Raw genomic sequence first — 25645 nt, forward strand, 5'->3', positions numbered from 1 at the left:
TATGGCAGGGAATTTATCAAAACGACTTAAGGACTTCATTGATGCACTACCGTTAAGAGAAGAATTAAGGATCCTTGAAATTGGGTGTGGATCCGGGGCCATGGCGAGAGAACTATCCAGAAGAGTTACCAAGGGGCAGGTGACTGCCATTGATCGATCAGCTAAAGCCATTAAGCTAGCTGTTTCTGGCTCAGCTCCTGAAATAGAGACCGGAAGACTTTCATTCAGAAATGTCGCAATTGAGAACTTCGAGCTTGAATCCGAAGAGGGTCCCTACGATATGGCAGTAGCTGTTCGGGTTGGTGCATTAGACGGCCGGCATCCCGAAATAGAAAAACAGGCGCTAATTAAAATAGCACAAGCCCTCGCCCCAAATGGAAAGCTATTTATTGACGGTGGAGACCCTCTAAAAGAAGTTTTACTGGATGAGTACCTTCCGCACTTGGATAAAGAGATTAGGTAGTATCTTCGCATTATTCAATGAAGAAGTATTTCACCCATAACGGCGTAAAGGAAGAAGGCCCTTTCACATTATCCGAATTAAGTACGAAGGGAATAAAAGCAGACACTCCAATATGGTTTGACGGTTTAAGTAATTGGACTGTTGCCGCTCTTATACCAGAGCTAGAGACACTCCTGGCGCCCAAAAGTACACCTCCGCCTTTTAAGCAACAGCAAAAGGCTGCTACACCCGCTCCGAAACAGCAAAAAGTAAGTACACCAGTCTCGAAGAGGGAAAAGGTGGCTCCCGCGAAGAATAATCCCGAGGAAGACAATAAGGAAGAGAAGAGTAACATGAAAATCTATGTCTGGGTTTTGGTGGTTACTTTAGCGTTCTTCTTATTTACCATAACAGTAACAGACGACGCAAGGCTACCTGCAATGAGTCAGGAGGCAACGCCAGAGGATACAAATTCACCAGCGAAAACTCCTGAGCAGGAGGAGGAGCAAGCATTAGAGAACGACAAAATGGTTTTGAGAAATGATTGGTCCAGCCACATTAGCGCCAAACCGAACGAGTATGAAGTTGACAAGCTTGGCGGGATATCGTTATTGGAAGTTAGGGTTACCAATAGCATGGCTTATCCCCTGGATGAAGTTAAGGTAGAAGTTAAGTACATAAAGGAAAATGGTGACGTTTTTGAAACAGAATACGTAAAGATTAAGAACGTCCCCGCAAATGGAAAAGCATCAATGCCCGCGCCGGATAGCAACCGGGGAACCAGCGTACAACTGAAAATCGTAGCTGTCCAATCAACAGCTCTTAATTTCTGCTACAATGCCGAAGTGGAATATACCAGTGCCGAGGATCCTTATCTTTGTAAGTAACTCTCGCCTAACAGAATGTAAAACTTAAAAAAAGATTTTCAGCGTAGGAAAAGCAAAGTATCTTCGCTGAAAAATACATCTATGACCTATTGGAAACTACCTTTAGTAGCGATTGCACTCGTTACAAGCACCCTTTTCTCTTGCCAATCAAATAAGGACGAAGAAACTACAACACTTCATACCCAGTCTTTTGAGATCAAAATTGATGGGAAAGTGATAAAAATGGCGCCGGATAAGCCAACGGATGGTACAGTTGTTCTTAGTGCTTTTGTTCAAGGATCTGAAAGAAATAGCCTTTCCATTAGTGCCACCCATAAATTAGAGGACTTTCAATTTGGTATAGACCTCAGGCAGATTCCCAGTTTAGTACCTGGCGTATACCCTGTATTTAAATGCCACGAGGCAGGAGCTGAGTGTGAGGACGATTATCAAAGTGCTCTTATCGGACGTTTTCCTTCATCCCAGGAGGCTCTATTAAGCGGGAAGCTGGCCTACCAGTCCCCAAAATTGGGACTTAAGCCTCTAATGCTCACTATTTCGAATGTGGAAGATGCCTATTGGGAAGGAGTTGGGAAGGTTAAAAAAATTAAGGGATCATTTGAAGGAACCCTGGCAAGATTAGAAAGAAACGCAAATAATGTAACCACGATAGCAGAAGCTACCAAAGTAGAAGGTTCATTTGACCTGTATTGTTTAGTTCAGAAAACTGAATAAGATGAATCGCTAATGGAGAGGTAGAAGATTCTCCTGGAATTAATTTGTAGCTTCTCCATTTACTAAAAGCTGAAGTACATTTTTTTATGTTAAGTAAAAGAGGTGAACGAATCTATATCGGTAAAAGTAAGGGGAAAAATATTTATATTATTCCTGTCGCGTTTTCATAACTTGCTTCGTCACTATAATAAACTAATTACCATGAGATACCTGAGCGCCCTATTACTATTATTGACTGTTATTTCCTGCACTAAAGATTCTAACAATAATGTCGAACCGCTTAACTCGTCATTTTTTTGGGTTCCTGACCTTATAGCAGATAGGGGAGATCAAAAGGTGGATTTAGTATTAAGAGATCCACGCCCGTATACAAGTTATTCTTCAGAACCAGCCACCCCCGATCATTTTGAAGTCTATTTCGGTACAGATAGCAGCTCGCTGAAGTTGTTTAAAAATGTTAAAGTGGGTACGGATAGAATCACCTTATCGAAGCTTAACAACAATGTTCCTTATTACTTCTTTGTAAAAACCTTCAAGGGTACAAAGTTCTATAATTCCGACACAGTAAGTGCTGTTCCCTCGGCTCCATTGGAAATTACGGAGGTATTTCCAGGAGAAATGCTTCAAGATCCATCCAAGTTCTCCTTCAATAATACATTTGTAGCTTCTCAAATAAACCCAGGCATTAAGGTAAGAAACCGCACTACCAATAGTGAAGTCAAAAACGAATCCAATGCTTCTGCCCCTAATTGGGCTCATCTGGTAAATAAGTTGGCTTTTTACAAAACAATCAAGGAGGGCAACACCGTATTTACTGATAAGATAATGGTTTACGATGCTGATGCTAATACTGAGGTTCTTGTATGGGACGTCGATCACAAGGAGTACGCAGTGAGCGGGATGGCTTTTTCGGCTGATGATAAAGCCCTTTTGATTAACACATTAGAGAAAAGAGCAGATAAGGCATTTATGAATATGTGGAAGATAGACCTTACAACAAAGGTTAAAACATCTATTGCTGATTTTGGTGCACTCAATTTTCACCCAACTGGTAGGATTTCTGCTGGTATAGATGGTAAATCTGTTTTAATAGATGGGGATTATAATCTCCCCCCAACATGGAGAAAGCGGGGTGGTATTTACAGATATAACTTTGAAACAAAGCAGCTGCAGCAACTTATTAATGGCCGCGGGCATGGTGGCAGCTTTGCTGAATCTCCTGATGGAGCTCATATTGCATTCGTAAGCAACTGGACCGGCAAAGATGAAGTTTGGTTATATAATACAACTACTAAAGGGTTAAAGCAATTGACTAATTCTTCCGGCCAACCTTTTTATTACACAAATGCAGACTTTAAATGGGGTGGGACAGATCTCTTAATCAACCTTTATTCTAATAACAGCCATAGCTTGTATAAGATAAAGCTATAGTCCCACTTTTCCAGTAGCCCAAAAAGCCTGGGTTATTATTTGCCTGGGCTTTATTCCACGTTGCTTTAATTCCTTTACAATTAGCTGGATTGCCTTTGCATTTCCAGTAAGGTAATAAACCGCCTCATTCCACCCAATTCTGTTTTCTAATTCCAGGGTATTAAACAGTTCGAGCGTTCGCTGGCCTGGGGTCGTTCCTTTTTCAACTGTTTTCACGTTCAATCCTAACTGTCTGGGAATCGTATCCAAATCACTAAGCTCAATTATACCGTCATAGGTTTGATTGTTACCATCAATCACTGAGGCCAAACTTCTATATATACTTAGTGATGTTTCGTCGCCAAAGAAGAAATGATGGCTTTTTTCAGCCTGATAGAAGGTTTTTCCTCTTGGTTCAATAAGCCGAACTTCGTCTCCGATCTTAAGTTCCGCTGCAAAATTACTACCTGGTCCCTTTCCGTGAAGATGAAATAAAACCCTACAAACGCCTGTTCTTCGATCGAAAAAACTAGGAGTATAATTCCTGAATTCTCTTTCTGTAACACGAAAGGCTAAGGCGTAGCCAACTTGGAAGTTGATACTTGAAAAATCGCCAGTAAACGTTACTTGCTTCAACTTGGGGTGTAAATACTCTACATCCGCAACCCTTACATAATGAATTTTGCTGCTAAAAGCTGTTTCAACTACATCTCCCAGCCATTTTGGTAAAGTAGGCATGATAATCTTATAAATAGACGGTTAACACCTGGACCGAACCTGTTATTTCTGATCCTTTAATATTTATTTTGATACAAACCTAGTTACCCTGAAGGTGCAATGGTATTGCAAAGAAGAGACGATTTAATACAATTTCTTAATGCCTGCTTTTACCAGAGTTTCTTTCCTTTCTTCATGTAACTAAACCGGGATTAGCCTACAAGGACCAGTAATTAGGCTACAAAAGCCATTTAGTGTTTGCCGAACTTTGTTGCTATAAGATCGAAATATTATGGAACATAGAGAAAATAAAGTATGGTTCATTACCGGCGCTTCACGTGGTTTAGGACGAATCTGGACAGAAGCAGCATTGGAAAGAGGTGACTTGGTGGCAGCAACCGCACGCAAAACAGAAGACTTGAGTAAGCTTAAAGACAAATATGGCGATAGAGTTCTTACTCTGCAACTTGATGTGACTAATGCCGAACAGGTAAAGGAAGTTGTTACCAGAGCCCATAGCTATTTTGGCCGACTGGACATCGTGTTGAATAATGCCGGTTACCCGCTTGTTGGTACAATCGAAGATGGAAACGCAGAAGATATCCGGGCCTTGTACGAAACGAATGTGTTGGGTCCGGTGACGGTAATTCAGGCCGCATTGCCTCTTTTAAGGGAGCAGGGTTACGGTCATATCCTGGGTACTTCCAGTAATTTGGGTCACATGGCTTTGCCCATCCTGGGTTATTATTGTTCTTCTAAGTGGGCTTTTGAGGCGATCTATGAAAGCCTTGCAATGGAAGTTTCTCAATTCGGCATCAATGTCACGATCGTTGAACCTGGCGCGTATGCAACCGAATTTGGTAGTGAACAGATTGGGAAGCTCTTCACGGGGAATGAAGTTTACCATGATTTCAAAACGAAATTTATGGAGGGGATGCGGGGCATGGAAAAGGGGAACCCTGCCGCTACACCGCAGGCCTTATTTAAGGTGGTGGATGCAGAAAACCCTCCGCTACGCTTTAACCTGGGCAGTCATAACCTGCCTGGTCTAAAAGCGGTGTATGCAGAGCGACTGGCTACCTGGGAAGCTTGGGACGAGATTTCCCGTTCAGCCCAGTGAAATGACAAAAATTGGACACCTGTCAGCATATAGTATGGATAGGTGTCCTTAATTTAGCTTTTATGAAAAAGAATGATCAACAGCCATTAAAATTGGAGTCGCTTACCGAAGCGCACCGGATGTTCGGCCTGCCTCAGCCTAAACATCCGCTGATCAGTCTGATTAATGGCGCTCATGGCGTACTTGAAGGAAAACTTTCAACACCGCATGTATTAGCTTATTACAAAATTGCGTACAAGCCAAAACTTGGCGGAAAGTTGAAATATGGCCAGAGTTATTATGATTTCGACGAGGGGGGCTTATTATTCGCTGCTCCCGGACAAATCATAGGGGGTAATGATCTGGAGGGATCTGTATGTTCTCAATACACCCTCCTTGTTCATCCTGATTTTTTCCTGGGTTACCCGCTTGCTAAAAAGGTTAAAGAGTATGGCTTCTTTTCCTACAGCACCAATGAAACGCTGCATCTATCGGAAGAAGAAAAGAATACGATTCTCGCTATCTTCGGTTTTGTAGAAAGGGAACTTGATAGCCGGATCGATAATTTCAGTCAGGACGTTATTATTTCTCAGCTGGAGTTATTGCTGAGTTATGCCAATCGTTTTTACAAGCGACAGTTCCTGACCCGGAAAGCCTCCAATGACAGTATTCTAGAACGCATGGAAGAGCTGCTGGATAATTATTTTAAAAATGGGCTGAGCGTTAATAAGGGTATACCTACCGTAGCGTACTTGGCTCAAAATCTTAACCTTTCTCCTAACTACCTGAGTGACATGTTGCGCTCGCTTACTGGCCAAAGTGCTCAGCAGCATATTCATGACAGGCTGATTGAGACGGCAAAAGAAAAGCTCTCAACCACAAGATTATCAGTTAGCGAGGTTGCCTATGCCTTGGGCTTTGAGCACTCACAATCCTTCAGCAAGTTATTTAAGACTAAAACCAAGCTTTCTCCCCTGGAGTTTAGAGCGTCGTTTAATTGATCCGTTTCCTGCATCATCTATTGCTTAACTCCTAACTCCTCCTGGATGAATGAATTGTCGCAAAAAACAATGATGATACTATAAGATCTTAGGATTTCAAGACTTAGTTCTCATCAATCACATAGATTGGAAAACCGCAGAAAACTTATACTATGTAGTCCAGCCAGCGGAATTATATTCTTACAAACGGGGGGAAATCAGTCAAGAAAATTTCTTCGGGAATTTTATAAAAGCGCATTAGAAAGATATCGTGACGTAAGTACGGAAAAAGGAGCAGGGCTTGTAGTAAATGGGCCGGTATTAATTTTAGATGGAAAGGCTATAACACAGGACCAAGAATATGAAGTGTTACCAAATATAAAATTGAATACTGTAGCAGGATTAAATCATACTATCATTTTTTGAGACTTGCATTTCTAATATTGCTCGCTCCATATACTATACCGGCAGTGTAAAATAAAAGGTACTCCCTTCGTCTACTTTACTTTCCGCCCATATTTCGCCATCGTGCCGCTTAATGATTTCACCACTCAGGTAGAGGCCGATACCGAAGCCCGCGATGTGCCTGTTTTCATCGCTTTCTACCCTGTAATAGCGCTCAAACAATTTAGGTAAATCTGTCTCGCTGATACCCCGACCTTCATCCTTCACACTGACTACCGCCTTTCCATCCTGTGTCGTGCAGGCGACCTGTATGGTGCTACTTTGTGGAGAGTATTTTGCCGCGTTGCTGATTAGGTTTTGTATCACCTGGGCAATCTTATCCCGATCAGCATTTACGATAGTGGGTTCAACAGGCGCAAAAACTACTTTATGGCTACTGATATGAGCCAGAGTATCTTCCTCCGTTTCTTTTATCAATTCGGCGAGATCAAAGTGCTTGTAGTCTATAAAGATCTGGGCTGATTCCAGCCGTGATACATTGAGGAAACCGTTGATCAGCGTAGTCATACGGCTAACTTGCTTATCAGCTTTATCGAGCATTGATACAGTTAGCTCATCCCCGTCTTTTTGGGCTTTTCGCTGTAATACCTGAACAAAGCTTTTAATAGAAGTTAGTGGGGTTTTCAGCTCATGGCTAACCATCGAGATAAAGTCATTTTTGCGCTGCTCGCTTTGCTTTTGCTCGGTAATATCAATAGATGCACTGACGTATCCCGCAAATGAACCGTCGGTATGCCAGCGTGCTGAACCATCAGCTAATAACCACCGGTACTCTCCATCTTTATTCAATATGCGAAAGTCGCCATGAAACGGACCTTTTACCTTGAATGCATCAAGGTAAATTTTAAGGTACCGCTCTTTATCTTCAGGGTGTAGCAGGTCTACCCAACCGTAAGCCATTAAATCTTCAACGGATCGGCCGGTTAATCTGCTCCATGCCCGGTTGAAATAAATAGCATTGCTTTCCTGGTCGGCCATGGCTATAAAGATATTGGTTCCCTCGGCCATGATACGAAAGCGGGCTTCGCTCTCTTCGACAGCCTGCTCCAATCTGATACGGCCCGTGATGTTTGTAGTGGTGTTAATGAGGTCGGCCACGTTACCTTCCTCATCAAAAATCGGTTCATTTAAGTTTGTCCAGTAGTGTGTTTCTTTCTTACCGGTATTGTCGACAACTATTTCATATTTGAATATGGGTAGCTCGTCGGGCTCCCTTGTTGTGATGACTCGCATAAATGAACTTTGAACGCTATTCTGCTCCGACGGATCACCCTCGCTTCCCGGGAACGCCTCAAAAAGGCCTTTACCCAATATTTCCCCGCGTTGTTTGTGCACGAGGTTTAAGTAATTATCACTGACCGCCAAAATGGTAAAACGGGGAGCGTCGGCCTTGAGCACCAAAGAACGCGGCGAGTTTTTGAAAAAATTATGAAATTCTTTACTGCTATAAAATGAATCGTTGTTTGATTGGCTCACGCACAAATGTATAAAAGCTTCGTAAGTAACAGAATAAATTGCCGTCGGTTTACGATTTAGGTTAATTAAATTAGGGATTGAACAACTCTCTGTAAGGACTGAAACTAAGTGACACGGTGGTAATCAAATATCCAAGCCGTGATGTCACTCTTGCTTACAACCAAGCGAGTTAGAAGTCAATTCATCGTTTTGTGAGACTGGTACTTATTTAGTATTTCATTGCTAAAAAGGGACGGGATGGAAAATCATCTTATAAGAATATCAAATCTGCCGGAGGTAATAGTGAGTAATTCTCCAGAATGCAGTTTAAAGACCAATTGAAAAGTTCCTGCTATAATCTTTCCATCGTAGTAAGTAATCTTGAGTTTATTTCCTGAATCATTTAAAAGCAGAACAGGCTCAGGATCTGAATTGTAATAGGCTAATTGTACGCTTTCTTCATTTTTTAGCTGGTACTCTCCAGTTTTAGGATCTTCAAATAAGAATAATAGTTGTGATGTTGAGTTCAACCCTTTCACGTATAATGTATTATTGCCCCGTACAGCACGAGTGGAAGATGTTTTGAAATCCTCGCTACGGTCCACCCACCGCTTACCATTTAAAAGAAATCCCATAGTACCATTGCCTGAATGAGTAGCAGGTGGTAAGGGAGAACCGTCTCCTTCACTTATTTTACGACATGAAAAAGCGCCAAAAAAACAACGAAAGAAAGGAGAGATAGGAAAAAGTAGAATTTTCTCATAATAAGGTTGGTAATAATAGTTGTGGCTTTGTATTCCTAAAAATACACTCAAATATCAGTAATCCAAATATAAAAAGGACCGCACTTTAAAAAAAGATAGGGTATCTTAACAATGGTTATTGTGAACCAAGAAGCGGACGTACGCGGGGTTACTACTCCAGGGCTTCCTATCCTTTTTTGAGATTTCAACTATCCTATGATTACCTCAGATATCCATATCAAAACACCTACTGCTAATTGGGCTATTTAAACCAGTCAGAGAATCTATGTGGAATTCTTACGGGTGAATTAATCAAGACATCAGTTATAATTACTTCAAAAATTTTCTTCGGTGGTTTGAACTTAAACCAAAAAACCTCATTACTTTTCTGCCATGAAGCCCATTCCAAAGAGAAAGCCTCAAAGTCATTTTTAAACACTAATCGGGTCCCTATTTCTTCTTTCTTGGCATTATATAGAACAAAATAGATCTGAAACCCCTTAAAATCGTAAATATGCTTTATTCCCCCATAATAAGTTCTATTTGGAGACCTAAACAATTTATTTTTGAAAAACCACTCATTCACAATTCCTAATTCTAGGCAACGGTTATAAGCATCAAGAAAAGAATCCTTATCCCAATTAAATTTCACTGCGCAGGCGATTATCGCTTCTAGTATCACATTAAGCAGTAACTTTTTTTTTGAATACTCATCTGTAGTGAGATAATGTTTACTATCAAAAGAGGAATAATAAGTTGCCACTTCTATTGGCAGAAATTCTATTCTAGGCTCAATCTTCTCCTCGCATAGATTAATATTTATTCTACGGTATTTCCCTGTATCCACTTTTTTTAGTTGCCGTAAGTAAAGGCTCACAATTGAATGTGCATTTCTTGAAGCTTCTATACTACTAACGACATCTATTTCAATAATATACAACATATCTATACATTAACCTTTGTTTTTAGACTCTTCTATTAAGCAGGATTAATCCTTTCCGATATTTTGCGTCCTTCTTCATTTCCATCGTTTTCTGAGACGTCAGGTAATGGCTAATGAAGACCTATTACTGTAATACTTTTCCTTATTAATCACCATATTATAAGCTGTCCAAGTCTCTCCGCTCACCTCCATGTGAGTTTCTAAACCAAATCTAATTTCAAATCCAATGCGTTGGTAACTTGCAATAGCATTGAGGTTTTAGTTGAAGACAGTCAAATCAACGGAATCGTGGCAAGTACTTTCAAATACACGATCTAATAAACTCCTTACAATAGCCTTACCCATACCTTGATTTCTTAATGTACTGTCTCCAATCAATATTCTTGAGAGTCTGGGAATCTGGTTCTGAAAATTTAGCTCACAGTGCCCAACAACTTCTCCTGTTGATATTAATCGAACCTTAAAAACTTGTCTTACTTTATTTGTTGAATATTGTATTAACTGCTCACGGGTCAACGGATATGTAAAAACGGGTCCCGCAAACTGGATCATTTCTTTTTCACTTTTTACCCAAGAAATAAGCCGGTCAAAATCTTCGTATCCAAATGTTTCTAGTTTAATCATGTGCGAATTATCATCGTTTTGAGGGACTTGCCTACATTTTCTCTGCGATTACTGCTAGTAACTCCGAGCATGGGAAGAAAACCACTTGGGCTAAAAGTGTTCCGATAACCCTGGCCACTACCATATAAATTATATACTTTCTGAAGGTGGATTCAGAGCATTTGCCCAATACCACATCGTCTGTCATTATTGATAAATGGGGATCAATAAATGTAAACATAAGGATAGTAGCGAAGCCATTAATAAAAGCAGATAGATTACTCGCCGTAGTTCTGTAATCAGGATTAATGTAAGATGCATATACCGCAGATAAAACACCTATAGTTAAAATCATAACGGCAACCACGTTTAGAATAAAAATTCTCCAGGGAAAACCATTGTCTAAACGTATCTGTGTAATATTCTCTTTTGCTGGTACTGTTAGGCTTTCCTTAAAATATAAAATCCCATTTTTTGAGAAGCCGTGCAGTAAAAGACGCGGGACGGATTTATATAAACTAAAGCTTAGAACAGCTTTTGAGAGTATCCGTTGAAATGTGGGGATCAGGAAAGCACCCAGAATAGTTCCAATGGTACACGATAAAATTACCCACCGAAAGGGCTCTATGTTACTGCTTATACCATTTTTAATATCATTTTCTACAGCCTTTGCAAGTAACGGCGCCTGGAACCCATTGGCTGTGCGAGATATTAATACCAAGATATTAAACAAGGCAAAGGATATTGCAATCCTTCCTGTCCGGATTCCTACAATTCTTACCGAGTAGGAAAGGGTAGTAATAATATTAATCACTAAGGTAAGAACCAGGACAATTGCGATCTGAGAGGTTATCATAGCACTATTAGAAAGTTCCTAAAATTATAAATAATCTACCGGTCTAATGGAAATTGAAAGCATCGTTTTTTGAGACAAGAGTAATGATTGATATGTAAGTTTGGAACGTCTTAAAGTAAGATAAGGATTCCGAACAAAAAACTTCGACTTGCATTACCTCCTTAAGGTATTAAGAAATGAAACCTATAGCAAATATGCTTATCGGAGCAGCAATCAACTTTTACCATTCCTTTCCAGGATATAACCTCTTGTTGTCGTAGTCCCAATCCATAAACAATCCTGCTGTTAATTTTTCATGGTTCGCTTTTATCAATTCTCTTGTAAGCCTTGGAATAATTCCAGTAATATCAAACCGCTCCAAATTCTGCAATTCTAAAATGGTCTCGTAGGAATTGTCAACTACAGATGAAGTTGTTAAATCTAGGTGTCTTAAATTTTTTAGATTACTATACGCCTTTAAACTTCTCAGTCGGAGTTTTTTTGGAGCAAATGCGTCCCCGCCCAAACGCAAGCCTTTCAACTGCGTCATTTGTCCAATTAGCTCATAATTCTCGACCTTGAATGAATTCTCGATCGAGAGTAATTGTAAATTTTTCAGTTCTAAAAGCGGGCTTATATCAATTAGTCGGCTAAAACTGTTCAAGTTTAATCGTTTAAGCTTTTGAAGCTTTGAAATACTAGAACTGTTTTCAACTGTTGAAGTCCAAAAGTGGAGCTGTTCGAGATTTTTCATTTTGCAAACTGCCTCAAAAAATTCTTGATTTACTCTATGTCGGACAGAGAGGGCCTTAACTGAGTCAAGAGTAGGAAGAACCTCTATCCATTTGTCCTCGAGTTCTTTTCTGTGCTTTAAGCTTGTACCAACTGGAAAGTCCATCGCCAAGGTATTTATTCCTAGTTCCGTGGCAGAGAAAACCTTCTCAGTAATTTCCTGCACATTCAAAATGTCGGGACCTTTTTCCTTCCTGGAATAGAACAAGTTTAATTTATGACGGTCTTTCATTCCTTTGCTTTTAACATCTTTATATAGGAGCTTTGCAAAACTCTCATATACCGGTTTTTATTTTAAGTCTAATTATTGCGGATACTATCGTTTTTTGAGACAGTACTTCGATTGAGCGACGTTATTTTTTTTTCAACCAGTGCCTATTTCCGCGATTTGGGAAATAAAACACCACGAGCAAGTTATTTTTATTCTCTTCTAAAATCTTTATTCTCTTGATATTTTCTAAATCATTTAGCTCATCCACAAGGTCAAATCCGCTCATTTCACCTAACACCACCTCGTAAAGTCCATACTTTCTAATTAGTTCTACGTTAGGGCGTCCCATTACACTTTTTCCAGTTACCTGCACTCTTAGATTGTCGTTGAAGTCATTACCATACGTTCTGTCTAATCCGAATCCAGTTAGTATAATTGCTATGAAAGGAATAAACATGGGCAGCATACTTAATCCTAAAAGAGTGGCTAAAGTCCATCCGTAAAATCTAACTCCTCTTTTACTCCAAAATTTTATAAGTATGTAAAGGGTATAGACTAGCCATATCCAGAAAAATATCCTGTCGGCCCAATATCCTTGCAGGCTAATACCTTTTACAATGTCAAGCACAAGGTTAAGGATTAAAGCTGCTGAGAGAATTAAGTAGATTAAGAAGATTCTTTTCATTTATTAATGACGCTCAATTTGTTTATATAACTCTAAAATATATTATAAAGGCAGGTTTTCGGAGGACCTCCTGTCATGAAGTTCATTAGGAAAACAAACGTCAAGTAAACAGCACATGCAATTATAACTGTCACCAGAGTTAGTGTTTTAACCCAAAATTTAACGTTTTCTTGATTCATCGCTTTTACATAAAACCTCTATTAACTGGGTAATTTATCCTTTTATGAGATAGTAGACGTAATGCTTTTTGACATTGTTTTAACCAGTCCTTTTCTTGAATAGCGACCACCGGCAATAGTTCAATTTCTGAGTACTTTTCAATTTCTTCTAAACACACTTTGGTTAGCTCTTGATCAAGTGTTCCGTATTCCAATATGAAGTGTACAGTCCAGAGTTGAACCAAATATTGTCCCTCCATCAGACCTTTCAGGGTGTGAGCAAAACTTCAATCTACAGTTGTTCTTACAGAATCCAGCTTTTTATACGGATAACTACTACTTTTATACCAATCGCCATTTGATTTGTATGCCCATAAAGCTACTTTTCCACCTATTGGCTTCCCAAGAATTGGATCGTAAATGCGACCGGTAACAATTGTAATCGTTTCCGATTCTTCTTCTTTACATCTTACCTGCAAGACTACAATCAAAAGTAGCAATAGGTATAATTTTGTCATAAGCTAATTTACATCAAAAAAACAAAAGACATTTAAATATCTGTTCTGTGGCTCTTCTAGACCATAACTCATACATGGTAGTATTGGGCAGGCAATTTAGTCCGCTGTTTCAGATTGTCGCCAGTCGAGAATATGTGTCAGGATTCCCTTATTCCAACAATCTAATGTTCCGCTTGCTGTTAATGAAAAAATATCTTTATTGTTTTGAGCGATAGTTTCTAAAGCCAGAACTGCTTCTCGTTCTAAGGTTGCTAATAAAGCCGTGGAAGTCCAAATTTTGACGGAGTCGTTGTTATGATTAAGTAGTTGATAAAATGCTTCCCGCGTTTCACTAGTACCTTTTCTAATCTGATTAATTGACTTCATCAAAGCTTTGTGAATCTTGTTCCCTTTTTTTGAATCACCATTCAAAATGCATTCCCCATGCTCACAAGCTAGTCTTATGTACTCTTGGATTGGATCGGTCATTGGTTTTTATCTTACTTGCCCTAACGGCTAAGGGTTTAAGTAGTGCCCGATTAGAAGCAATTCACTGTCACCCCGCACTAAGGTAAATAAAAAGAAGAAAAGGAACGAGATTTACGCCGCCCGGGCATAACATAAACACTGTATTGACTGCTGGGCTTTTTAGTCAGTCTTTTTGATAAACCTCTTATTTTCTTGGTGTGTAGCAATCTCGTCGCTAAGTATTACGGAGTCACCTTGGCGGATTACCTCAAAGCTTTCATCTTTTTTATTTTCGAAGTTTAAGTCCACTTGGTCGAAATCATGCAAGCTTAAATGCCATTTTCCCTTTTCGGTGCTAGGCGAGAGCGTTTCTTGTGTCAGCGAAAATGTACTATCGTCTAGTAGGGTTAATATCGTTTCATTATTTCCAAATAAAAAATAAGTTCCTACTAAATCTTTTATTAAGGTATTATGAGAACTGTTGCCGATAAGAAAATATAGTATTGGAAATAACAAAAAGAAAAACCTAAAACACATTTTAAAATTCTTCTTGTCGCCGATTTCTTAGTTCCTTGCAAAAGGAGCCCAACCCCCAAGGGTGGGACTAACAGCAAAAGTAAAGTTCCTATTGATTCCACGGAGGTTGTCGATTTTTTTAGGCTTGCAATTAACATCGCCTAAAGGCAATTGCGCTTACTTCCCATATATACGAAATTTTATCTAGCGTTCAAGAACTTATCTTCTTATAGCAATGGTGAACCAAGAAACAGATGTACACAGGCCTACTGTTCCAGAATGTAATCATTTCTTTTTCACTTTTTACCCAAGAAATAAGTCGGTCAAAATCTTCGTATCCAAATGTTTCTAGTTCTATCATCTGCAATTACTATCGTTTTTTGAGATCTTACGGCTTTTGGGGACCAGAACCATTTTGAGAATCTTTCCAAGAATATGCTCGGATATCTTCCTCAGGCTTTCGCTTTTCATAAACCGAGTTAATATCGCAGGTCCAGTCGTAGCCAGTACGCTCACTATAATATAGAATAAGTTTGTCATGCTTGATTTCATTTATTCTGGTAGATAAGTCATATAGAGCGTCGTTTACATCTTCTTCATGGTAGCAAGATATGTGTGTATGTATGTCTGTGCTTCCATCTGGATCTACCAAGCCAATTGTAATTTCAGAGTTATAAGTTGCAATCCAGATTGAAAATTCATTTGATAAGCTTCTAAGTTCGCAATCAAATGAACCGTCCACCTGATATTTTAGCGTCGGCAGGAACTCAGGGTATTTATTCTTTAAGAATAATTCAATCAATTCTGATAATCTAGTCTGGTTCACTCTGTGAATTTTTTCTGTGGCAAATATCCGAAGGCTTTAACAAATATGGCTATTCCTAGAATTAGCATAGTAATTGCAACCTGCAAAGGTTTCCTATCCTTTTTTGAGACAGTACTGTAAGTTATGACACCTATAAGTACAAACCTTTAGGTGACCAGAAGTCATTTTTTAGTTCCACACTCATTGTAAGCTTTGACGACAGCTTCTCTGTCTTTAGGAGAATATTTGTCTGTTTCAGTCCATGCTTTAAATAATTCTGGGCAGTCAGAAATCAGGCTTGCAATTCTCTGCCTAGGATTTATAACATTTAAATAAACAATCTTGTCGTCCTTAACCATTATTGGTAATATGGAAGTGGAGCCGTCATAAGGATGGGTTGAGTATAGATTGTAAAGTGAAAGTTTTCCTTTTATAACTTCATTAAAAAATCGGCTGTTGTCGCCAGTGAGAGAAACGAAAGTGTGGGACACACCTTGTTCGTCTTTAACAACAAAAGATTTTATGTCAGACGGGCCAAACTTTTTCTTTTCATTATTTTCAATTACTGTTAGGCGCTTTGCAAGAGCTGAAAAATTAATCTTTCCCGTAATTGTAGGGGTCGTTACTATTTGGCAAATAATTGTATCTCCACTTGTCGTTACGTAAGAGCCATCTTTCATTCTGCTTTGTGCTGCCAGTTGCAAAGTTGTGAAGAAAAGGAACAAGGATAATAGTACGATTTTCATGTTTTATAATTTCTGGGAACGTGTGAGGATAAACGCAATAGAGCTTTATTTCCCATATATACGAAGTTTTCTCTAAAGTTCAAGTGTTGAGGATATCATCGTTTTGTAAGACATAGGTACGTCTTCTTCAATGGTGGCGCTGTCCCTAAAAATCGTAGACAGTAACATCAACCAGCTTATCAACAATATGCGTAAATACGAGTGGTTCAATTTTATCCCATGATCCTCCAGCAAGACCACAGCCGATCCTAGGCATATGAACAGAAGCACTAAAGTCTTTAGCGAAATTTCCCACCTTGTCGAGCCCCGAAGCAACAGCATCATAACGGATTGGGGGCACACCATCTTTGTCTCTTCTTATATCCCGTTGCCCGATTACATTCGCTATCCAAGTATCCTTCTCTACCTGCACAAACTGCACTTCTCCTAGTTTGAAATTATCCTTCGATTTGTACCACTCGCGATATTTCTTCTCCGGTTCAGACCACTTCTGGGATAGGGCCATAACAAAACCTTTACCCCAACCACCTACGTCATTGCAGATATGAACGATAATTTTATTCCCCTTCGCTGTTGGGCTCGTTGCATCTCCTTTAATATATTTGATGTCTGTTATCATCAGTTACTATTTTTGTGCTTCGTACAATGTACTATCCTTTTTTGCGACTGACAAGCATGAGGGCTAAAAATTGAGAGGGTTGAATATCCTTCTTCCGTTTCCGCACTTAACTTGATAAAAACAGAGTAAACAAGGTAAACAAATCAAAAGCGATGTATGTACATGTTACTCCGTCGAATCGTAAGCCCATTGGGTTAAACGTAACTCGATGTTCAAGTGCCCGGCAATTCTAATGAATTGTGCAGGAAAACTGTCATGTTGAACCTCTATCTTTAATCCGTCTATTCTAGAATTATACGAAAAATCAATTGCGATACTGTCAATTGTCTTATCCATTTCCAGCTTCTCCAAATAATGCTTGTTATCTTTTAAAAAAGCAGTCGTTTCTTTTATCTGAGCAGGCAAGTCAGAATATTCTGCATTGCTAATGTCGTAAATTATTGTTGAGGTATTTCTCTTTTCGCCTTCAGGTTTAGTCTTTCTAAATGGTTCTCCTTTTCGATGAATTGTCGCTGGTCTCAAATCCCAGCCCAATATTAAAAAATCCGGATCAAGATCCTTACCCGATATTAGTAAAATCGCTCCCATTTCAGTCGTTAAGTATTTGTAACCTACGTTTCAATAATACATAAAATACCGTTAATGAGCAGAATATCGCAGCTACGGACGCATAAATATCATACCAGTCAAAGACCCGACCCCGCTGGTAATTATCTCTGATTTCATTAAGAATCATAAGTAAGAGAGTAATGGTACATGCAATAGGAAAGTGATTAACGGGCTTGTTCCGTCTGATTCTATTACTTACATAGATAAATGGTAAAGCGAATGCGAGTCCGAAATTTGGTACAAACCCCAGGATAAAAGATGCAGAATGATTATCAATAAAGGAGGCCCTTAAAAATTTAGATAGGTAGAGGGTAATACCAAAAATGATTGAACTGGTGATTATATTTTTCTCTTTTCTTACATCTATGTTGGTCATTGGCTTAAACTATATTATAAATAATTATGGCTTGCCACTAAAGTGCCCTCCATTCCAAAGGCTATCTGATTTAGGAAATATAATAGTATATGCGGGTAGAAAAAGTTGTGTTATAGACGCAGCCTTGCTTAATGCGAAAGGAAACCACACAAATAATGCCTCATCAAGCCTTATCAAATTTTCTGCTTTTTACCTACATTAGTACTTACAACTGGGGAGACGGTTTTATTGCAGCCAGCTTCTAGCGAAATGGTAACAATTGAAAACAATGTCAAGCGAATTGACAGGAAGTTAATAGAAAAGTACAATAATATACAATACGAATACACGGATTTTGAGTGCCATTAGCAAGTTGGGCATTTTGCTGACGACGGAAATGAAACCACAAATAAAATATATAGAATTAAAGACCAGCCATAACGATGATGGACCAGCATGGATAGCTGAAGTTGAACTTTCAAGATCCGGCAGGACGATATATTTTAATGGTCTTGCTCTCTTAGGTAAAGGTCATGGAGCTTGCACAGATTTAGAAACAGGTGACATCTACTGGATTTCAGGAATTAAGAAAAATGGGAAGGACAGACATAGAGCTGGCAAAGGGAAGATAATGGTCGATCGTAAGATTCTGGAGAGTTATTTGGATTTACGCGGCCTTAGCCTCCTTCACAGAAATAAGTATGAATTGATTGATATTCTTCCCACCAACAAGCGAAAGTTTGCTGAGATTGAAAATTCGTAATTTAAACAGCTTTAATAATCCAACGAACCTTGAAACAAGCCTAAAGATTTATCCAGCAAGGTCCATTCGAAACATCGGTTTCACCAGTTATAAGGTTGATTGTCGATGTCATACATTCGTTATAGCCGTTCACATAGCTTCTTATATCGACAATTTTTTCCAGATTATCTATTAATATGAGAGCTATCTCAAGAATAGTCATAAGTAATTAAAGGGTAGGGGCAAAAAGTCAAAAAGCCGAACAATATTCTTGATCGGCTTTTGGGCTGTTATGGAGCCTGAAGCTGCGTTGCATCGAAGTTAATTATTACGCGCTTTGACCGCCGTCAACGTTTAAGGTTGCGCCGGTAATATACCGGGCATCATCACTTGCCAGAAAAGCAACAGCTGCACTAATATCATCAGGCTCACCATAGCGGCCGAGAGCTACAGCCTGTACCATAGCAGCACTAAACGGCCCGTCAGAAGGATTCATATCGGTATTGATCAATCCCGGTTGAATGATATTCGCAGTGATGTTCCTAGTACCAAGATCTCTGGCCCAGCTTCGGGTATAGGCAGAAAGCGCTGCTTTTGTCGCCGAGTAATCGCTAATGCCGGGATAGGGTGATCTAGCCGCGCCAGTTGAGCCAATCGTGATAATCCTGCCTCCATCGTTCATTTTTGAAACTATTGTTCTTACAGTGTGCGCTACACCTATAACATTCACGTCCCACTGCTGTCTTAGTGCATTTTTGTCTACTGTCTCATCTTCAACTCCGCCAGTTACAAACAGGCCAGCGCTATTGATGAGAATATCGATGTTTCCAGATTCTGTTGCGGCAGCAATTGCAGCGTCAATCTGAACAGCACTACCAGTATCGGCTTTTATGGCTTTCGCTTTAACGCCGTAGCTTTCTATTTCCTTTACCAAAGCCTCTGCCTTATTTGCACTATTCACGTAAGTGAAAATTACATTAGCTCCTTCGGCTGCGAGCCTTTTTACAATTGCTGCCCCAATACCACGGCTTCCGCCAGTAACCAGCGCTGTTTTATTTGCTAATTTTAACATGATCTTGCTTATTTAAATTTTGTTAGTTCTTCTGTGATGTATTATGGATGGAATATTACTGACCCTGTTGTTTGACTGGATTCGAGATCCTGATGGGCTTTCGCCACGTCTGATAAATGGTAGATAGTAGGTTCAATTTTACCAAGAATACCAGTACTAAAGGCTTCAAACAGCTCTGCTGAAGCAGTGTCTACACTTTCGCGATCAGGCAAATATTGGCCGAGTGCCGGACGAACCAGTTTAATTTGATTAGCGGTAAGTAGTTTCTGATCGATAGAAGGTGCACCGGAGGCATTTCCATAAAGAACAGCCGTACCCCCAATTTTTATTAATTTGACCGACTCTTCAAATGTAGCTTTACCAACCCCATCAAATACCGCCTGCACACCCTCACCATGGATTATTGCATGGACAGCCACTCCTAAATCTTCTTTGTCAAGGGCTATTACATGATCTATACCTGCTTGTAAAACCCTCTCTTTTTTCGAAGAGCTCCCAACGGTTCCAATTACTTGAGCACCAAGCGCTTTTGCCCATCTGCTCACCAGCGATCCAACTCCGCCAGCTGCTGCGTGAACGATAACTACATCCCCTGGTTTTATAGCATAGGCCTGCTTAATCAACATTCTGGCAGTAAGTCCTTTGGCCATCAGAGAGGCAGCCTCGTCGAAGTGGATATTGTCAGGTATCTTTATTAAGTCACTTGCATTAATCAATCTTCTTTCAGCATATGCACCGATAGAGAAAAAATAAACCACCCTGTCGCCTTCTTTTAAATGAACAACATTTTCTCCAACAGCTTCAACCACTCCGGCTGCCTCTACGCCTATGATAGCAGGAAGCTGATTTACAGGGAAGCTTCCATTCCGAAAAAGAACATCGACAAAATTAAGAGCGATGGCCTTATGTCTGATCAATACTTCGCCGTTACCTGGTTCTCCAACAATTTGTTTTGAATATTCTAAAACGGATGGCGGGCCTTGTTTCTTGATTTGTACTACGCCAGTTTCTTCTGTTATTTTCATATTTTAATTTTTATTGCTGATTTGATATTTCAAAGTTGAGATTTCGCCGTGATGCTCAGCTTGACTTTCGCAGTAAATTGACATTGACTTTTATCAAGGGTAGTGGTCGGGTAACTGAGAATATTCAGCATTTTATTTTTTATTTTTGACCTTAAGTTGTTCATTTTCCATGCTGAAATTTCACGAAGATATTTTCGAGCCTTTTTTTGATTATATAGTAAACAAATCCAATCTCCCCATAAGTGAAGAAGATAAAAAGCTGATTAGGAATACATTTAAAATTAAACACTTAAGAAAGCGGCAGTATCTATTGCAGGAAGGGGACGTTTGTAAGTATATGGCCTTTATTGTGAAAGGAGCAGGGAAAATGTATATGGTGAATAAAAGCGGACAGGAAAACGTAATCCGTTTAGCAATAGAATCCTGGTGGTTAGGCGATTTCGAAAGCTACACCTTAAACTCGCCCTCCGTGTATAATATTGAAATGATAGAGGACTCTGACGTTCTATTGATTAATGATCAGAGTATGCAGGAGCTTATAGCTAAGGTTCCGCCCTTGGCGAAGATGATAAAAGAGATTGACCGTAACAGCGCAATTGCTACTCAACGTAGGATCCAGACGGCAATCAGCTTAGGTGCTGAGGAACGGTATGATGAAATGCTTCAATCTTATCCTGAATTTATCCGAAGATTTCCCCAAACAATGATAGCGTCATATTTAGGCATTTCCGCTGAAACCTTAAGCAGGATCAGGAAAAATCTATTACGTAAATAAAAATAAACTCTCAATTAGCAATTACACCTAAAAGATCGGATTTCCATTATTAATCGAGCCCCCTACATTGAAGCTCTAATGGAAAGGTTGTTACCAGATAAGATGCTTCTATAATTAGAACTGGCGGTAACGCTATTGGTGCGATCCCATTCTTTGTCTCGATGGCATCTTTTTTATTATATTTAAGATATGTTATAAATAATAAACGATAAAAATACAAGTACTTATGAGTCTGTAATATTCAGCAATTGTATTGTGATATTTCCTTTCTTTTGCGATCCCCCGGTCGGTTAATTTCAATTTCTTTTATTTATTAAACCTATTTAAACCCACAAAATCTTCATGAAAAGAAAGAAGTCTAGACAGAGTCCTGCGTTAAGCATAAGGACTAAGAAACGTATTATCAGAGTTTGCAAAGCCATAGACGCCCTGGGAGAGAATTCAGCAGATATTGTTGAAGGATTGGTTGCGATCTTTGGTACCCTGAACCAGCAGAAAGAACAGGGGGAGCAATTAAATAGCGAGGTACAAACAGTTATGTTAAATAAGAAGAGACAGCAGGTGTTTCGCGAAAGCTGGCTGGATCGGCAGGAGGTAATGCAACTGATGCCCATTAGCGATCGTAGCTTATACGACTTAACCAGGACAGGCGAATTACCTTCTTATACATTCAAAGGCAAGCTTTTCTTCAAGCTGGCCGACGTAGAAGCGCTTATGAAAAGGAGAGGTGGTGATGAAGGAGAAGATAGAATAGCGGTTTAATTCGTGAACTCTCATACAACAAAAATGTCCGGGCTATTCACCTGGACATTTTTTATTTAACCCCAATCAAGGACCATCGCCTTCCAGATCCTGGCCTTCATCTTTCCCTACCGCTGTACTGGATACAGCGGAGGCAACCAGTCCCGCTGTTACCAGGTAACCAGCAACTGTAGTTATCGCTACTGGCAAAGAAATAGGAGCGGAGAGGAGAGCTGAGCCGAGAGCACTGAGGATTAACCCAACGTTTCGGACCTTTTTGAAAAAGGGCGGCGTAGGGGATTTTAAACGGGCTATTATGGAGGATCTTTTCTTCATTATAGTAATGCTTTAAGTAATTTTAGTTGAAGTTTTTGTAGAGGTAGGAAGGACTGGTTTCTCACTACCGGCCACAACCTTCTTTTTCCTCATCAACGCTACTCCCGACTCTTCCTCAAAATGCTTCAATAAATAAACTTCCAGTTGCTCCAGGCGCTTTTCGTGGAAGTTGATGCGCTCGAATATTCTCACGCTTTCGGCGTTCATGTTGGCCTTGATCACTTCGGTGCTGGTGATGATCTCGCTGAGGTTTTGTTCTACCTTGCGGAAATCGCTATGCAGCTGCCGCACAAAAAAGGCGATGACTGAAAACAGCAGCGATAGTATCGCCCCTAAAATCAGATTGCTGTTGACTATACTTTCCATGTTTTTTTGAAATGAATGAATGAGAGAAGGAATGAATGAATGAGAGAATGAGAGAATGATGGATTGAAGGAATGAATGAGAGAATGAATGGATGAGAGAATGAGTGAATGAAGGATTGAATGAGAGAATGAAGGAATGAATGATTGAAAGACTGAATAGATAAAGATTTTTACCTTACGTGATACTTTATGTGGACTTCTCTAATCTGTTTCTTACTAATACCTCATTAAATCCTGCTTTAACCTCTTTTGCTAACATCTCATACACTTGCTGTTCTTCCCCTTAGCCATTCGAATGATCTTTATTGCCATTAGCTTTGATCATTTGGTGATTTAAGGATGGGCTCCCTGGTTCCAGGAAGCCCAATTCCTTAGGCAGTTACTGTTATTCGGCCTCCGTAGTACGTACGGGTCACTTCTTTGCCATTCGCTGAAGCCATGAACAAATAGGTTTCTACCTCCTTGCCATCCCATTCCGCTGGAAGCGTCATGCTCAAGGATCCATTCTCACGAGTGGCCTCGCTAAGAGTATACTCTACTTCATCTAACTCTGGGCAGAAGGCCAGGGTGAATACATTATCCGTTTTCAGAGATTTCCCTTTACCTGAATTGTCCGTCCAGCTAAAATCTACCTTCAACTCTGCTGCAGCTGCTACAGCCAGGTTAGTTGGCAAGAGTAATACACCACTGCTCAAGCTTAGGGCAGGGAAATCGACCAAAAACTGGGGATAGTTTCCGGTGATGGCATTCTTGATGTTTTCAGACAAAGCTACGTTGTAGGCAGTTGCCTTTTTGGCCTGATTCTTATAACCTACATCCAGTAAAGGGCGCAGAGGAGCCAGGAAGTCGGTCATCAGCGCAAAGCGATGTTGTTGTTCTACCTGAGCCTGGGTAGGCACCCTGTTCTTGTTGATCTTTGGCAGGCTCTTCAGGTAGTCGATGCCGCGCCAGCTGCTTCCTACTACATTCCCGATCTTTCCGTAAAAGTTTCCAAAAATTCCATTGCTAAATTTTCCCATGATGTTAAAAAATTAAACGTTAAAAATCTGTTAATTGGCCTCAATTACCGGTAATCTTCGAAAGCCTGAGACAAAAGTAGCGAGGGTTTTTGGTGTTTTTAGCACTCCTGGAGGCCCTTGCGGCGTTTTGCGGGGATATGCGGGCTTTTGCGGAGAATTGCGGAAGGATTGGTACTTTCTTCGGGAAGTGTTCGGAAAAAGGGGGTACTTTGTTCGGAAAATTGGGGGGACTTTCCGAACCTGTCTCGAACCTGTCCCGAAGCAGACCCTAACCTCACCATAACCGACACTCCCTAATTATTACCTGTAAAATACTTCCATTCAAAGTAAAAAAAGGTGCCATTTAGTGTTTGCTAAAATCTTACTACAAGCACTAATCAACCGTCCTGCCTACGCGCGAAATTTAAGGAAACCATAGCTAAACTGACATGATATATAGCATACGTGTATGTGTTGTATTTCAATTATTTAGATTAGTTTTTGCTTTGTTTTTTGATAAGGAATATTCTAGTTTCGCCACCTAAATATTTTCAATTTTTTTTAACGAATAAGTTATTTTTTATGAACCTTTTTTTGCAATTAGCAGCGGATGTAGAAGTCTTCGCTACAAACCTTAAGCCCTCTATCAACAATCACTTTACCTATAAGGAAATCATTAACGAAACGGAGCGATTGAAGACAGAACTAAAAGTTCGTTATTTCCAGGCAGGGTCAAAACCAGAGTTTCGGAAATTCACGGAATACCATCTGGAAAAGCTTTCTGAACTCTTAGGAACAGTCCGGGATATCGCTAGTGGAGTAGCCGCCAAATCAGGGGAAACTCATACGATAATTTCGTCTGAAAAGATGGCTGATGTTTTAGTGGTTTACCATAAGCTCCGGGCACTAATGGCCTTTTTTTATGAGATTTTTGGAAAATACCTCCCGAAAAATCATCATATCCCAGTGGTAAGTCAGCCAGTATTTATAAAGGAAGTAATGGGGTATAAGGAAGAAATCACCAGAAAGCTAACTCAGTCAGACCCACTATTAGCACAATGGCCCTTAAAACCATTCGACAACTTTGTTCAACTTAAAGAGTTGCGCACCTGGCACCAAGTTGACTATTGCCGCTCCCTACATCTGGCATTCGGGGAACTTCAAGCTGAAGGTACTGCCTTAAACACAGAGAAGATTCTCCGCTTTTTGGTAAAGATGAATTACAATTCTCCAGAATTTTATCGGTTTTGCATAGATCTTATCAAGAAGGAAGAAGTTTATCCTAATATCAAACGCCTGGAACACCTCAAGAAGGAAGTTGGGCAGATCCAGGTTAACAAGGGAATGCAGTACAGAAGCGATATGAAAAGCATTAAAAAGCAAATTCAATGTTGGATAAATGAAGAGATCCAATATTGGAAGGAATCGGAATTAATAAAAGAAATGGAGGAAGAGATAAAGGCTGCAAGCACTGATAAACCTGGTGTATCAGGAGGTAAGATAAATACGCGTTTCACTGAGCATGTTTTGGCCTTTAAAACATCAGTTGAGATAGAGGCGGGCCTACTTTTTGGTAAAGGGCATCCTCAAGGTGTGCTCAAGAAAACATTGGAGACCTACAATTGCATCAACCGGGATCATATATCCTATGAAAGCTTCAGAAAAAGATACTACGAACGCAATGTCGAAACTGCCAAGGAGTATAGACGACACCTACGCAAATGCCTTAACATAACAAATTTCTTTGTGTCAAATAACAGTGATACAGAGGATTAGGAAATTTTTGTCCACTTTGTACTTTGGCCGTTAGCTTTTGATTTTTTAACTATGCTTATTA

The 25645-nt window shown here is 39.8% G+C and carries 29 protein-coding genes; 10 read left to right on the forward strand and 19 right to left on the reverse strand.

Annotation, left to right across the window (positions count from 1 at the left end; translation table 11 throughout):
* Position 1: 1 nt before the first annotated feature.
* The 4 genes from J4N25_RS00570 (at position 2) to J4N25_RS00585 (ending at position 3474) form a co-directional block, all read left to right on the forward strand.
* Positions 2-463, forward strand: coding sequence for a class I SAM-dependent methyltransferase (locus J4N25_RS00570; protein ID WP_207420190.1), 462 nt, complete (start codon positions 2-4; stop codon positions 461-463).
* Between the two features lie 17 nt (positions 464-480).
* On the forward strand, positions 481-1329 hold the full coding sequence (locus tag J4N25_RS00575; protein ID WP_207420191.1) for a DUF4339 domain-containing protein: 849 nt from the start codon (positions 481-483) through the stop codon (positions 1327-1329).
* An 81-nt stretch (positions 1330-1410) separates the two neighbouring features.
* Positions 1411-2043 carry a hypothetical protein gene (locus tag J4N25_RS00580; RefSeq protein ID WP_207420192.1) on the forward strand — a complete coding sequence of 211 codons (633 nt, stop codon included), beginning with the start codon at positions 1411-1413 and terminating at the stop codon, positions 2041-2043.
* Positions 2044-2244: 201 nt separating this feature from the next.
* Complete coding sequence (locus tag J4N25_RS00585; RefSeq protein ID WP_207420193.1) at positions 2245-3474, forward strand: TolB family protein; 1230 nt, start codon at positions 2245-2247, stop codon at positions 3472-3474.
* On the opposite strand, the gene J4N25_RS00590 is transcribed toward J4N25_RS00585, so the two are convergent.
* Entirely contained in the window at positions 3469-4191 is a 723-nt protein-coding gene (locus J4N25_RS00590) for a siderophore-interacting protein (protein WP_207420194.1), read from the reverse strand. The genes J4N25_RS00585 and J4N25_RS00590 overlap by 6 nt on opposite strands.
* Positions 4192-4462: 271 nt before the next feature.
* Between J4N25_RS00590 and J4N25_RS00595 the strand changes: the two genes are divergently transcribed.
* Both J4N25_RS00595 and J4N25_RS00600 read left to right on the forward strand, forming a co-directional pair.
* Entirely contained in the window at positions 4463-5290 is an 828-nt protein-coding gene (locus J4N25_RS00595) for an SDR family NAD(P)-dependent oxidoreductase (RefSeq protein ID WP_207420195.1), read from the forward strand.
* Positions 5291-5352: 62 nt separating this feature from the next.
* Entirely contained in the window at positions 5353-6270 is a 918-nt protein-coding gene (locus tag J4N25_RS00600) for a helix-turn-helix domain-containing protein (RefSeq protein ID WP_207420196.1), read from the forward strand.
* A gap of 438 nt (positions 6271-6708) precedes the next feature.
* Here the strand turns inward: J4N25_RS00600 and J4N25_RS00605 are convergent, their stop codons facing one another.
* From J4N25_RS00605 to J4N25_RS00665, 13 genes are all read right to left on the reverse strand, one after another.
* Positions 6709-8190 (reverse strand): ATP-binding protein, encoded by a 1482-nt coding sequence (locus J4N25_RS00605; RefSeq protein ID WP_207420197.1) that lies wholly within the window; start codon positions 8188-8190, stop codon positions 6709-6711.
* Positions 8191-8435: 245 nt separating this feature from the next.
* The gene (locus J4N25_RS00610; protein ID WP_500784465.1) at positions 8436-8984 is read right to left on the reverse strand and encodes a Riean_0653 family protein; all 549 of its coding nucleotides are present in this window, start codon (positions 8982-8984) and stop codon (positions 8436-8438) included.
* A 190-nt stretch (positions 8985-9174) separates the two neighbouring features.
* Complete coding sequence (locus tag J4N25_RS00615; RefSeq protein WP_207420199.1) at positions 9175-9855, reverse strand: hypothetical protein; 681 nt, start codon at positions 9853-9855, stop codon at positions 9175-9177.
* A gap of 258 nt (positions 9856-10113) precedes the next feature.
* Positions 10114-10479 (reverse strand): GNAT family N-acetyltransferase, encoded by a 366-nt coding sequence (locus J4N25_RS00620; protein WP_207420200.1) that lies wholly within the window; start codon positions 10477-10479, stop codon positions 10114-10116.
* Positions 10480-10510: 31 nt separating this feature from the next.
* Complete coding sequence (locus J4N25_RS00625) at positions 10511-11314, reverse strand: lipid II flippase Amj family protein (protein WP_242695745.1); 804 nt, start codon at positions 11312-11314, stop codon at positions 10511-10513.
* A 220-nt stretch (positions 11315-11534) separates the two neighbouring features.
* A complete protein-coding gene (locus tag J4N25_RS00630; protein WP_207420201.1) occupies positions 11535-12317 on the reverse strand; it encodes a hypothetical protein in 783 nt (260 codons plus the stop codon).
* Between the two features lie 121 nt (positions 12318-12438).
* On the reverse strand, positions 12439-12981 hold the full coding sequence (locus tag J4N25_RS00635) for a hypothetical protein (RefSeq protein WP_207420202.1): 543 nt from the start codon (positions 12979-12981) through the stop codon (positions 12439-12441).
* 445 nt (positions 12982-13426) lie between these two features.
* Entirely contained in the window at positions 13427-13657 is a 231-nt protein-coding gene (locus tag J4N25_RS00640; RefSeq protein ID WP_207420203.1) for a hypothetical protein, read from the reverse strand.
* Positions 13658-13753: 96 nt separating this feature from the next.
* On the reverse strand, positions 13754-14125 hold the full coding sequence (locus J4N25_RS00645) for a DUF2019 domain-containing protein (RefSeq protein ID WP_207420204.1): 372 nt from the start codon (positions 14123-14125) through the stop codon (positions 13754-13756).
* 883 nt (positions 14126-15008) lie between these two features.
* Positions 15009-15446: a hypothetical protein gene (locus J4N25_RS00650; RefSeq protein WP_207420205.1), complete on the reverse strand. Its 438-nt coding sequence runs from the start codon at positions 15444-15446 to the stop codon at positions 15009-15011.
* A gap of 161 nt (positions 15447-15607) precedes the next feature.
* Positions 15608-16171, reverse strand: coding sequence for a hypothetical protein (locus J4N25_RS00655; RefSeq protein WP_207420206.1), 564 nt, complete (start codon positions 16169-16171; stop codon positions 15608-15610).
* Between the two features lie 145 nt (positions 16172-16316).
* The gene (locus J4N25_RS00660) at positions 16317-16790 is read right to left on the reverse strand and encodes a macro domain-containing protein (protein WP_242695746.1); all 474 of its coding nucleotides are present in this window, start codon (positions 16788-16790) and stop codon (positions 16317-16319) included.
* Between the two features lie 165 nt (positions 16791-16955).
* A complete protein-coding gene (locus J4N25_RS00665; protein ID WP_207420207.1) occupies positions 16956-17378 on the reverse strand; it encodes a DUF4279 domain-containing protein in 423 nt (140 codons plus the stop codon).
* A gap of 773 nt (positions 17379-18151) precedes the next feature.
* Between J4N25_RS00665 and J4N25_RS00670 the strand changes: the two genes are divergently transcribed.
* A complete protein-coding gene (locus tag J4N25_RS00670; protein WP_207420208.1) occupies positions 18152-18517 on the forward strand; it encodes a hypothetical protein in 366 nt (121 codons plus the stop codon).
* 307 nt (positions 18518-18824) lie between these two features.
* On the opposite strand, the gene J4N25_RS00675 is transcribed toward J4N25_RS00670, so the two are convergent.
* Both J4N25_RS00675 and J4N25_RS00680 read right to left on the reverse strand, forming a co-directional pair.
* The gene (locus J4N25_RS00675) at positions 18825-19568 is read right to left on the reverse strand and encodes an SDR family NAD(P)-dependent oxidoreductase (RefSeq protein ID WP_207420209.1); all 744 of its coding nucleotides are present in this window, start codon (positions 19566-19568) and stop codon (positions 18825-18827) included.
* Positions 19569-19609: 41 nt separating this feature from the next.
* Positions 19610-20593, reverse strand: coding sequence for a quinone oxidoreductase family protein (locus J4N25_RS00680; protein ID WP_207420210.1), 984 nt, complete (start codon positions 20591-20593; stop codon positions 19610-19612).
* A gap of 169 nt (positions 20594-20762) precedes the next feature.
* Here J4N25_RS00680 and J4N25_RS00685 point away from each other — a divergent pair, with 169 nt between their 5' ends.
* Both J4N25_RS00685 and J4N25_RS00690 read left to right on the forward strand, forming a co-directional pair.
* Positions 20763-21368, forward strand: a complete 606-nt coding sequence (locus tag J4N25_RS00685) for a Crp/Fnr family transcriptional regulator (protein WP_207420211.1) — start codon at positions 20763-20765, stop codon at positions 21366-21368.
* 342 nt (positions 21369-21710) lie between these two features.
* Positions 21711-22130: a helix-turn-helix domain-containing protein gene (locus J4N25_RS00690; protein WP_207420212.1), complete on the forward strand. Its 420-nt coding sequence runs from the start codon at positions 21711-21713 to the stop codon at positions 22128-22130.
* 66 nt (positions 22131-22196) lie between these two features.
* Here J4N25_RS00690 and J4N25_RS00695 read toward each other — a convergent pair whose 3' ends face one another.
* The 3 genes from J4N25_RS00695 to J4N25_RS00705 all read right to left on the reverse strand — a co-directional run bounded on the left by J4N25_RS00695 (position 22197) and on the right by J4N25_RS00705 (position 23829).
* The gene (locus J4N25_RS00695) at positions 22197-22445 is read right to left on the reverse strand and encodes a hypothetical protein (protein WP_207420213.1); all 249 of its coding nucleotides are present in this window, start codon (positions 22443-22445) and stop codon (positions 22197-22199) included.
* 12 nt (positions 22446-22457) lie between these two features.
* Positions 22458-22811, reverse strand: coding sequence for a hypothetical protein (locus tag J4N25_RS00700; RefSeq protein ID WP_207420214.1), 354 nt, complete (start codon positions 22809-22811; stop codon positions 22458-22460).
* A gap of 370 nt (positions 22812-23181) precedes the next feature.
* Positions 23182-23829, reverse strand: coding sequence for a DUF6266 family protein (locus J4N25_RS00705; protein WP_207420215.1), 648 nt, complete (start codon positions 23827-23829; stop codon positions 23182-23184).
* A 561-nt stretch (positions 23830-24390) separates the two neighbouring features.
* Between J4N25_RS00705 and J4N25_RS00710 the strand changes: the two genes are divergently transcribed.
* A complete protein-coding gene (locus J4N25_RS00710; RefSeq protein WP_207420216.1) occupies positions 24391-25584 on the forward strand; it encodes a hypothetical protein in 1194 nt (397 codons plus the stop codon).
* Positions 25585-25645: the final 61 nt, after the last annotated feature.

The sequence above is a fragment of the Desertivirga brevis genome, assembly GCF_017355835.1.

Bases quoted from the DNA above. Each gene is read 5' to 3' on its own strand.
- J4N25_RS00570 (WP_207420190.1), top strand. From the start codon at position 2: ATGGCAGGGAATTTATCAAAACGACTTAAGGACTTCATTGATGCACTA.
- J4N25_RS00575 (WP_207420191.1), top strand. From the start codon at position 481: ATGAAGAAGTATTTCACCCATAACGGCGTAAAGGAAGAAGGCCCTTTC.
- J4N25_RS00580 (WP_207420192.1), top strand. From the start codon at position 1,411: ATGACCTATTGGAAACTACCTTTAGTAGCGATTGCACTCGTTACAAGC.
- J4N25_RS00585 (WP_207420193.1), top strand. From the start codon at position 2,245: ATGAGATACCTGAGCGCCCTATTACTATTATTGACTGTTATTTCCTGC.
- J4N25_RS00590 (WP_207420194.1), bottom strand. From the start codon at position 4,191: ATGCCTACTTTACCAAAATGGCTGGGAGATGTAGTTGAAACAGCTTTT.
- J4N25_RS00595 (WP_207420195.1), top strand. From the start codon at position 4,463: ATGGAACATAGAGAAAATAAAGTATGGTTCATTACCGGCGCTTCACGT.
- J4N25_RS00600 (WP_207420196.1), top strand. From the start codon at position 5,353: ATGAAAAAGAATGATCAACAGCCATTAAAATTGGAGTCGCTTACCGAA.
- J4N25_RS00615 (WP_207420199.1), bottom strand. From the start codon at position 9,855: ATGTTGTATATTATTGAAATAGATGTCGTTAGTAGTATAGAAGCTTCA.
- J4N25_RS00620 (WP_207420200.1), bottom strand. From the start codon at position 10,479: ATGATTAAACTAGAAACATTTGGATACGAAGATTTTGACCGGCTTATT.
- J4N25_RS00625 (WP_242695745.1), bottom strand. From the start codon at position 11,314: ATGATAACCTCTCAGATCGCAATTGTCCTGGTTCTTACCTTAGTGATT.
- J4N25_RS00630 (WP_207420201.1), bottom strand. From the start codon at position 12,317: ATGAAAGACCGTCATAAATTAAACTTGTTCTATTCCAGGAAGGAAAAA.
- J4N25_RS00635 (WP_207420202.1), bottom strand. From the start codon at position 12,981: ATGAAAAGAATCTTCTTAATCTACTTAATTCTCTCAGCAGCTTTAATC.
- J4N25_RS00640 (WP_207420203.1), bottom strand. From the start codon at position 13,657: ATGACAAAATTATACCTATTGCTACTTTTGATTGTAGTCTTGCAGGTA.
- J4N25_RS00645 (WP_207420204.1), bottom strand. From the start codon at position 14,125: ATGACCGATCCAATCCAAGAGTACATAAGACTAGCTTGTGAGCATGGG.
- J4N25_RS00655 (WP_207420206.1), bottom strand. From the start codon at position 16,171: ATGAAAATCGTACTATTATCCTTGTTCCTTTTCTTCACAACTTTGCAA.
- J4N25_RS00660 (WP_242695746.1), bottom strand. From the start codon at position 16,790: ATGATAACAGACATCAAATATATTAAAGGAGATGCAACGAGCCCAACA.
- J4N25_RS00665 (WP_207420207.1), bottom strand. From the start codon at position 17,378: ATGGGAGCGATTTTACTAATATCGGGTAAGGATCTTGATCCGGATTTT.
- J4N25_RS00670 (WP_207420208.1), top strand. From the start codon at position 18,152: ATGAAACCACAAATAAAATATATAGAATTAAAGACCAGCCATAACGAT.
- J4N25_RS00675 (WP_207420209.1), bottom strand. From the start codon at position 19,568: ATGTTAAAATTAGCAAATAAAACAGCGCTGGTTACTGGCGGAAGCCGT.
- J4N25_RS00680 (WP_207420210.1), bottom strand. From the start codon at position 20,593: ATGAAAATAACAGAAGAAACTGGCGTAGTACAAATCAAGAAACAAGGC.
- J4N25_RS00685 (WP_207420211.1), top strand. From the start codon at position 20,763: ATGCTGAAATTTCACGAAGATATTTTCGAGCCTTTTTTTGATTATATA.
- J4N25_RS00690 (WP_207420212.1), top strand. From the start codon at position 21,711: ATGAAAAGAAAGAAGTCTAGACAGAGTCCTGCGTTAAGCATAAGGACT.
- J4N25_RS00695 (WP_207420213.1), bottom strand. From the start codon at position 22,445: ATGAAGAAAAGATCCTCCATAATAGCCCGTTTAAAATCCCCTACGCCG.
- J4N25_RS00700 (WP_207420214.1), bottom strand. From the start codon at position 22,811: ATGGAAAGTATAGTCAACAGCAATCTGATTTTAGGGGCGATACTATCG.
- J4N25_RS00705 (WP_207420215.1), bottom strand. From the start codon at position 23,829: ATGGGAAAATTTAGCAATGGAATTTTTGGAAACTTTTACGGAAAGATC.
- J4N25_RS00710 (WP_207420216.1), top strand. From the start codon at position 24,391: ATGAACCTTTTTTTGCAATTAGCAGCGGATGTAGAAGTCTTCGCTACA.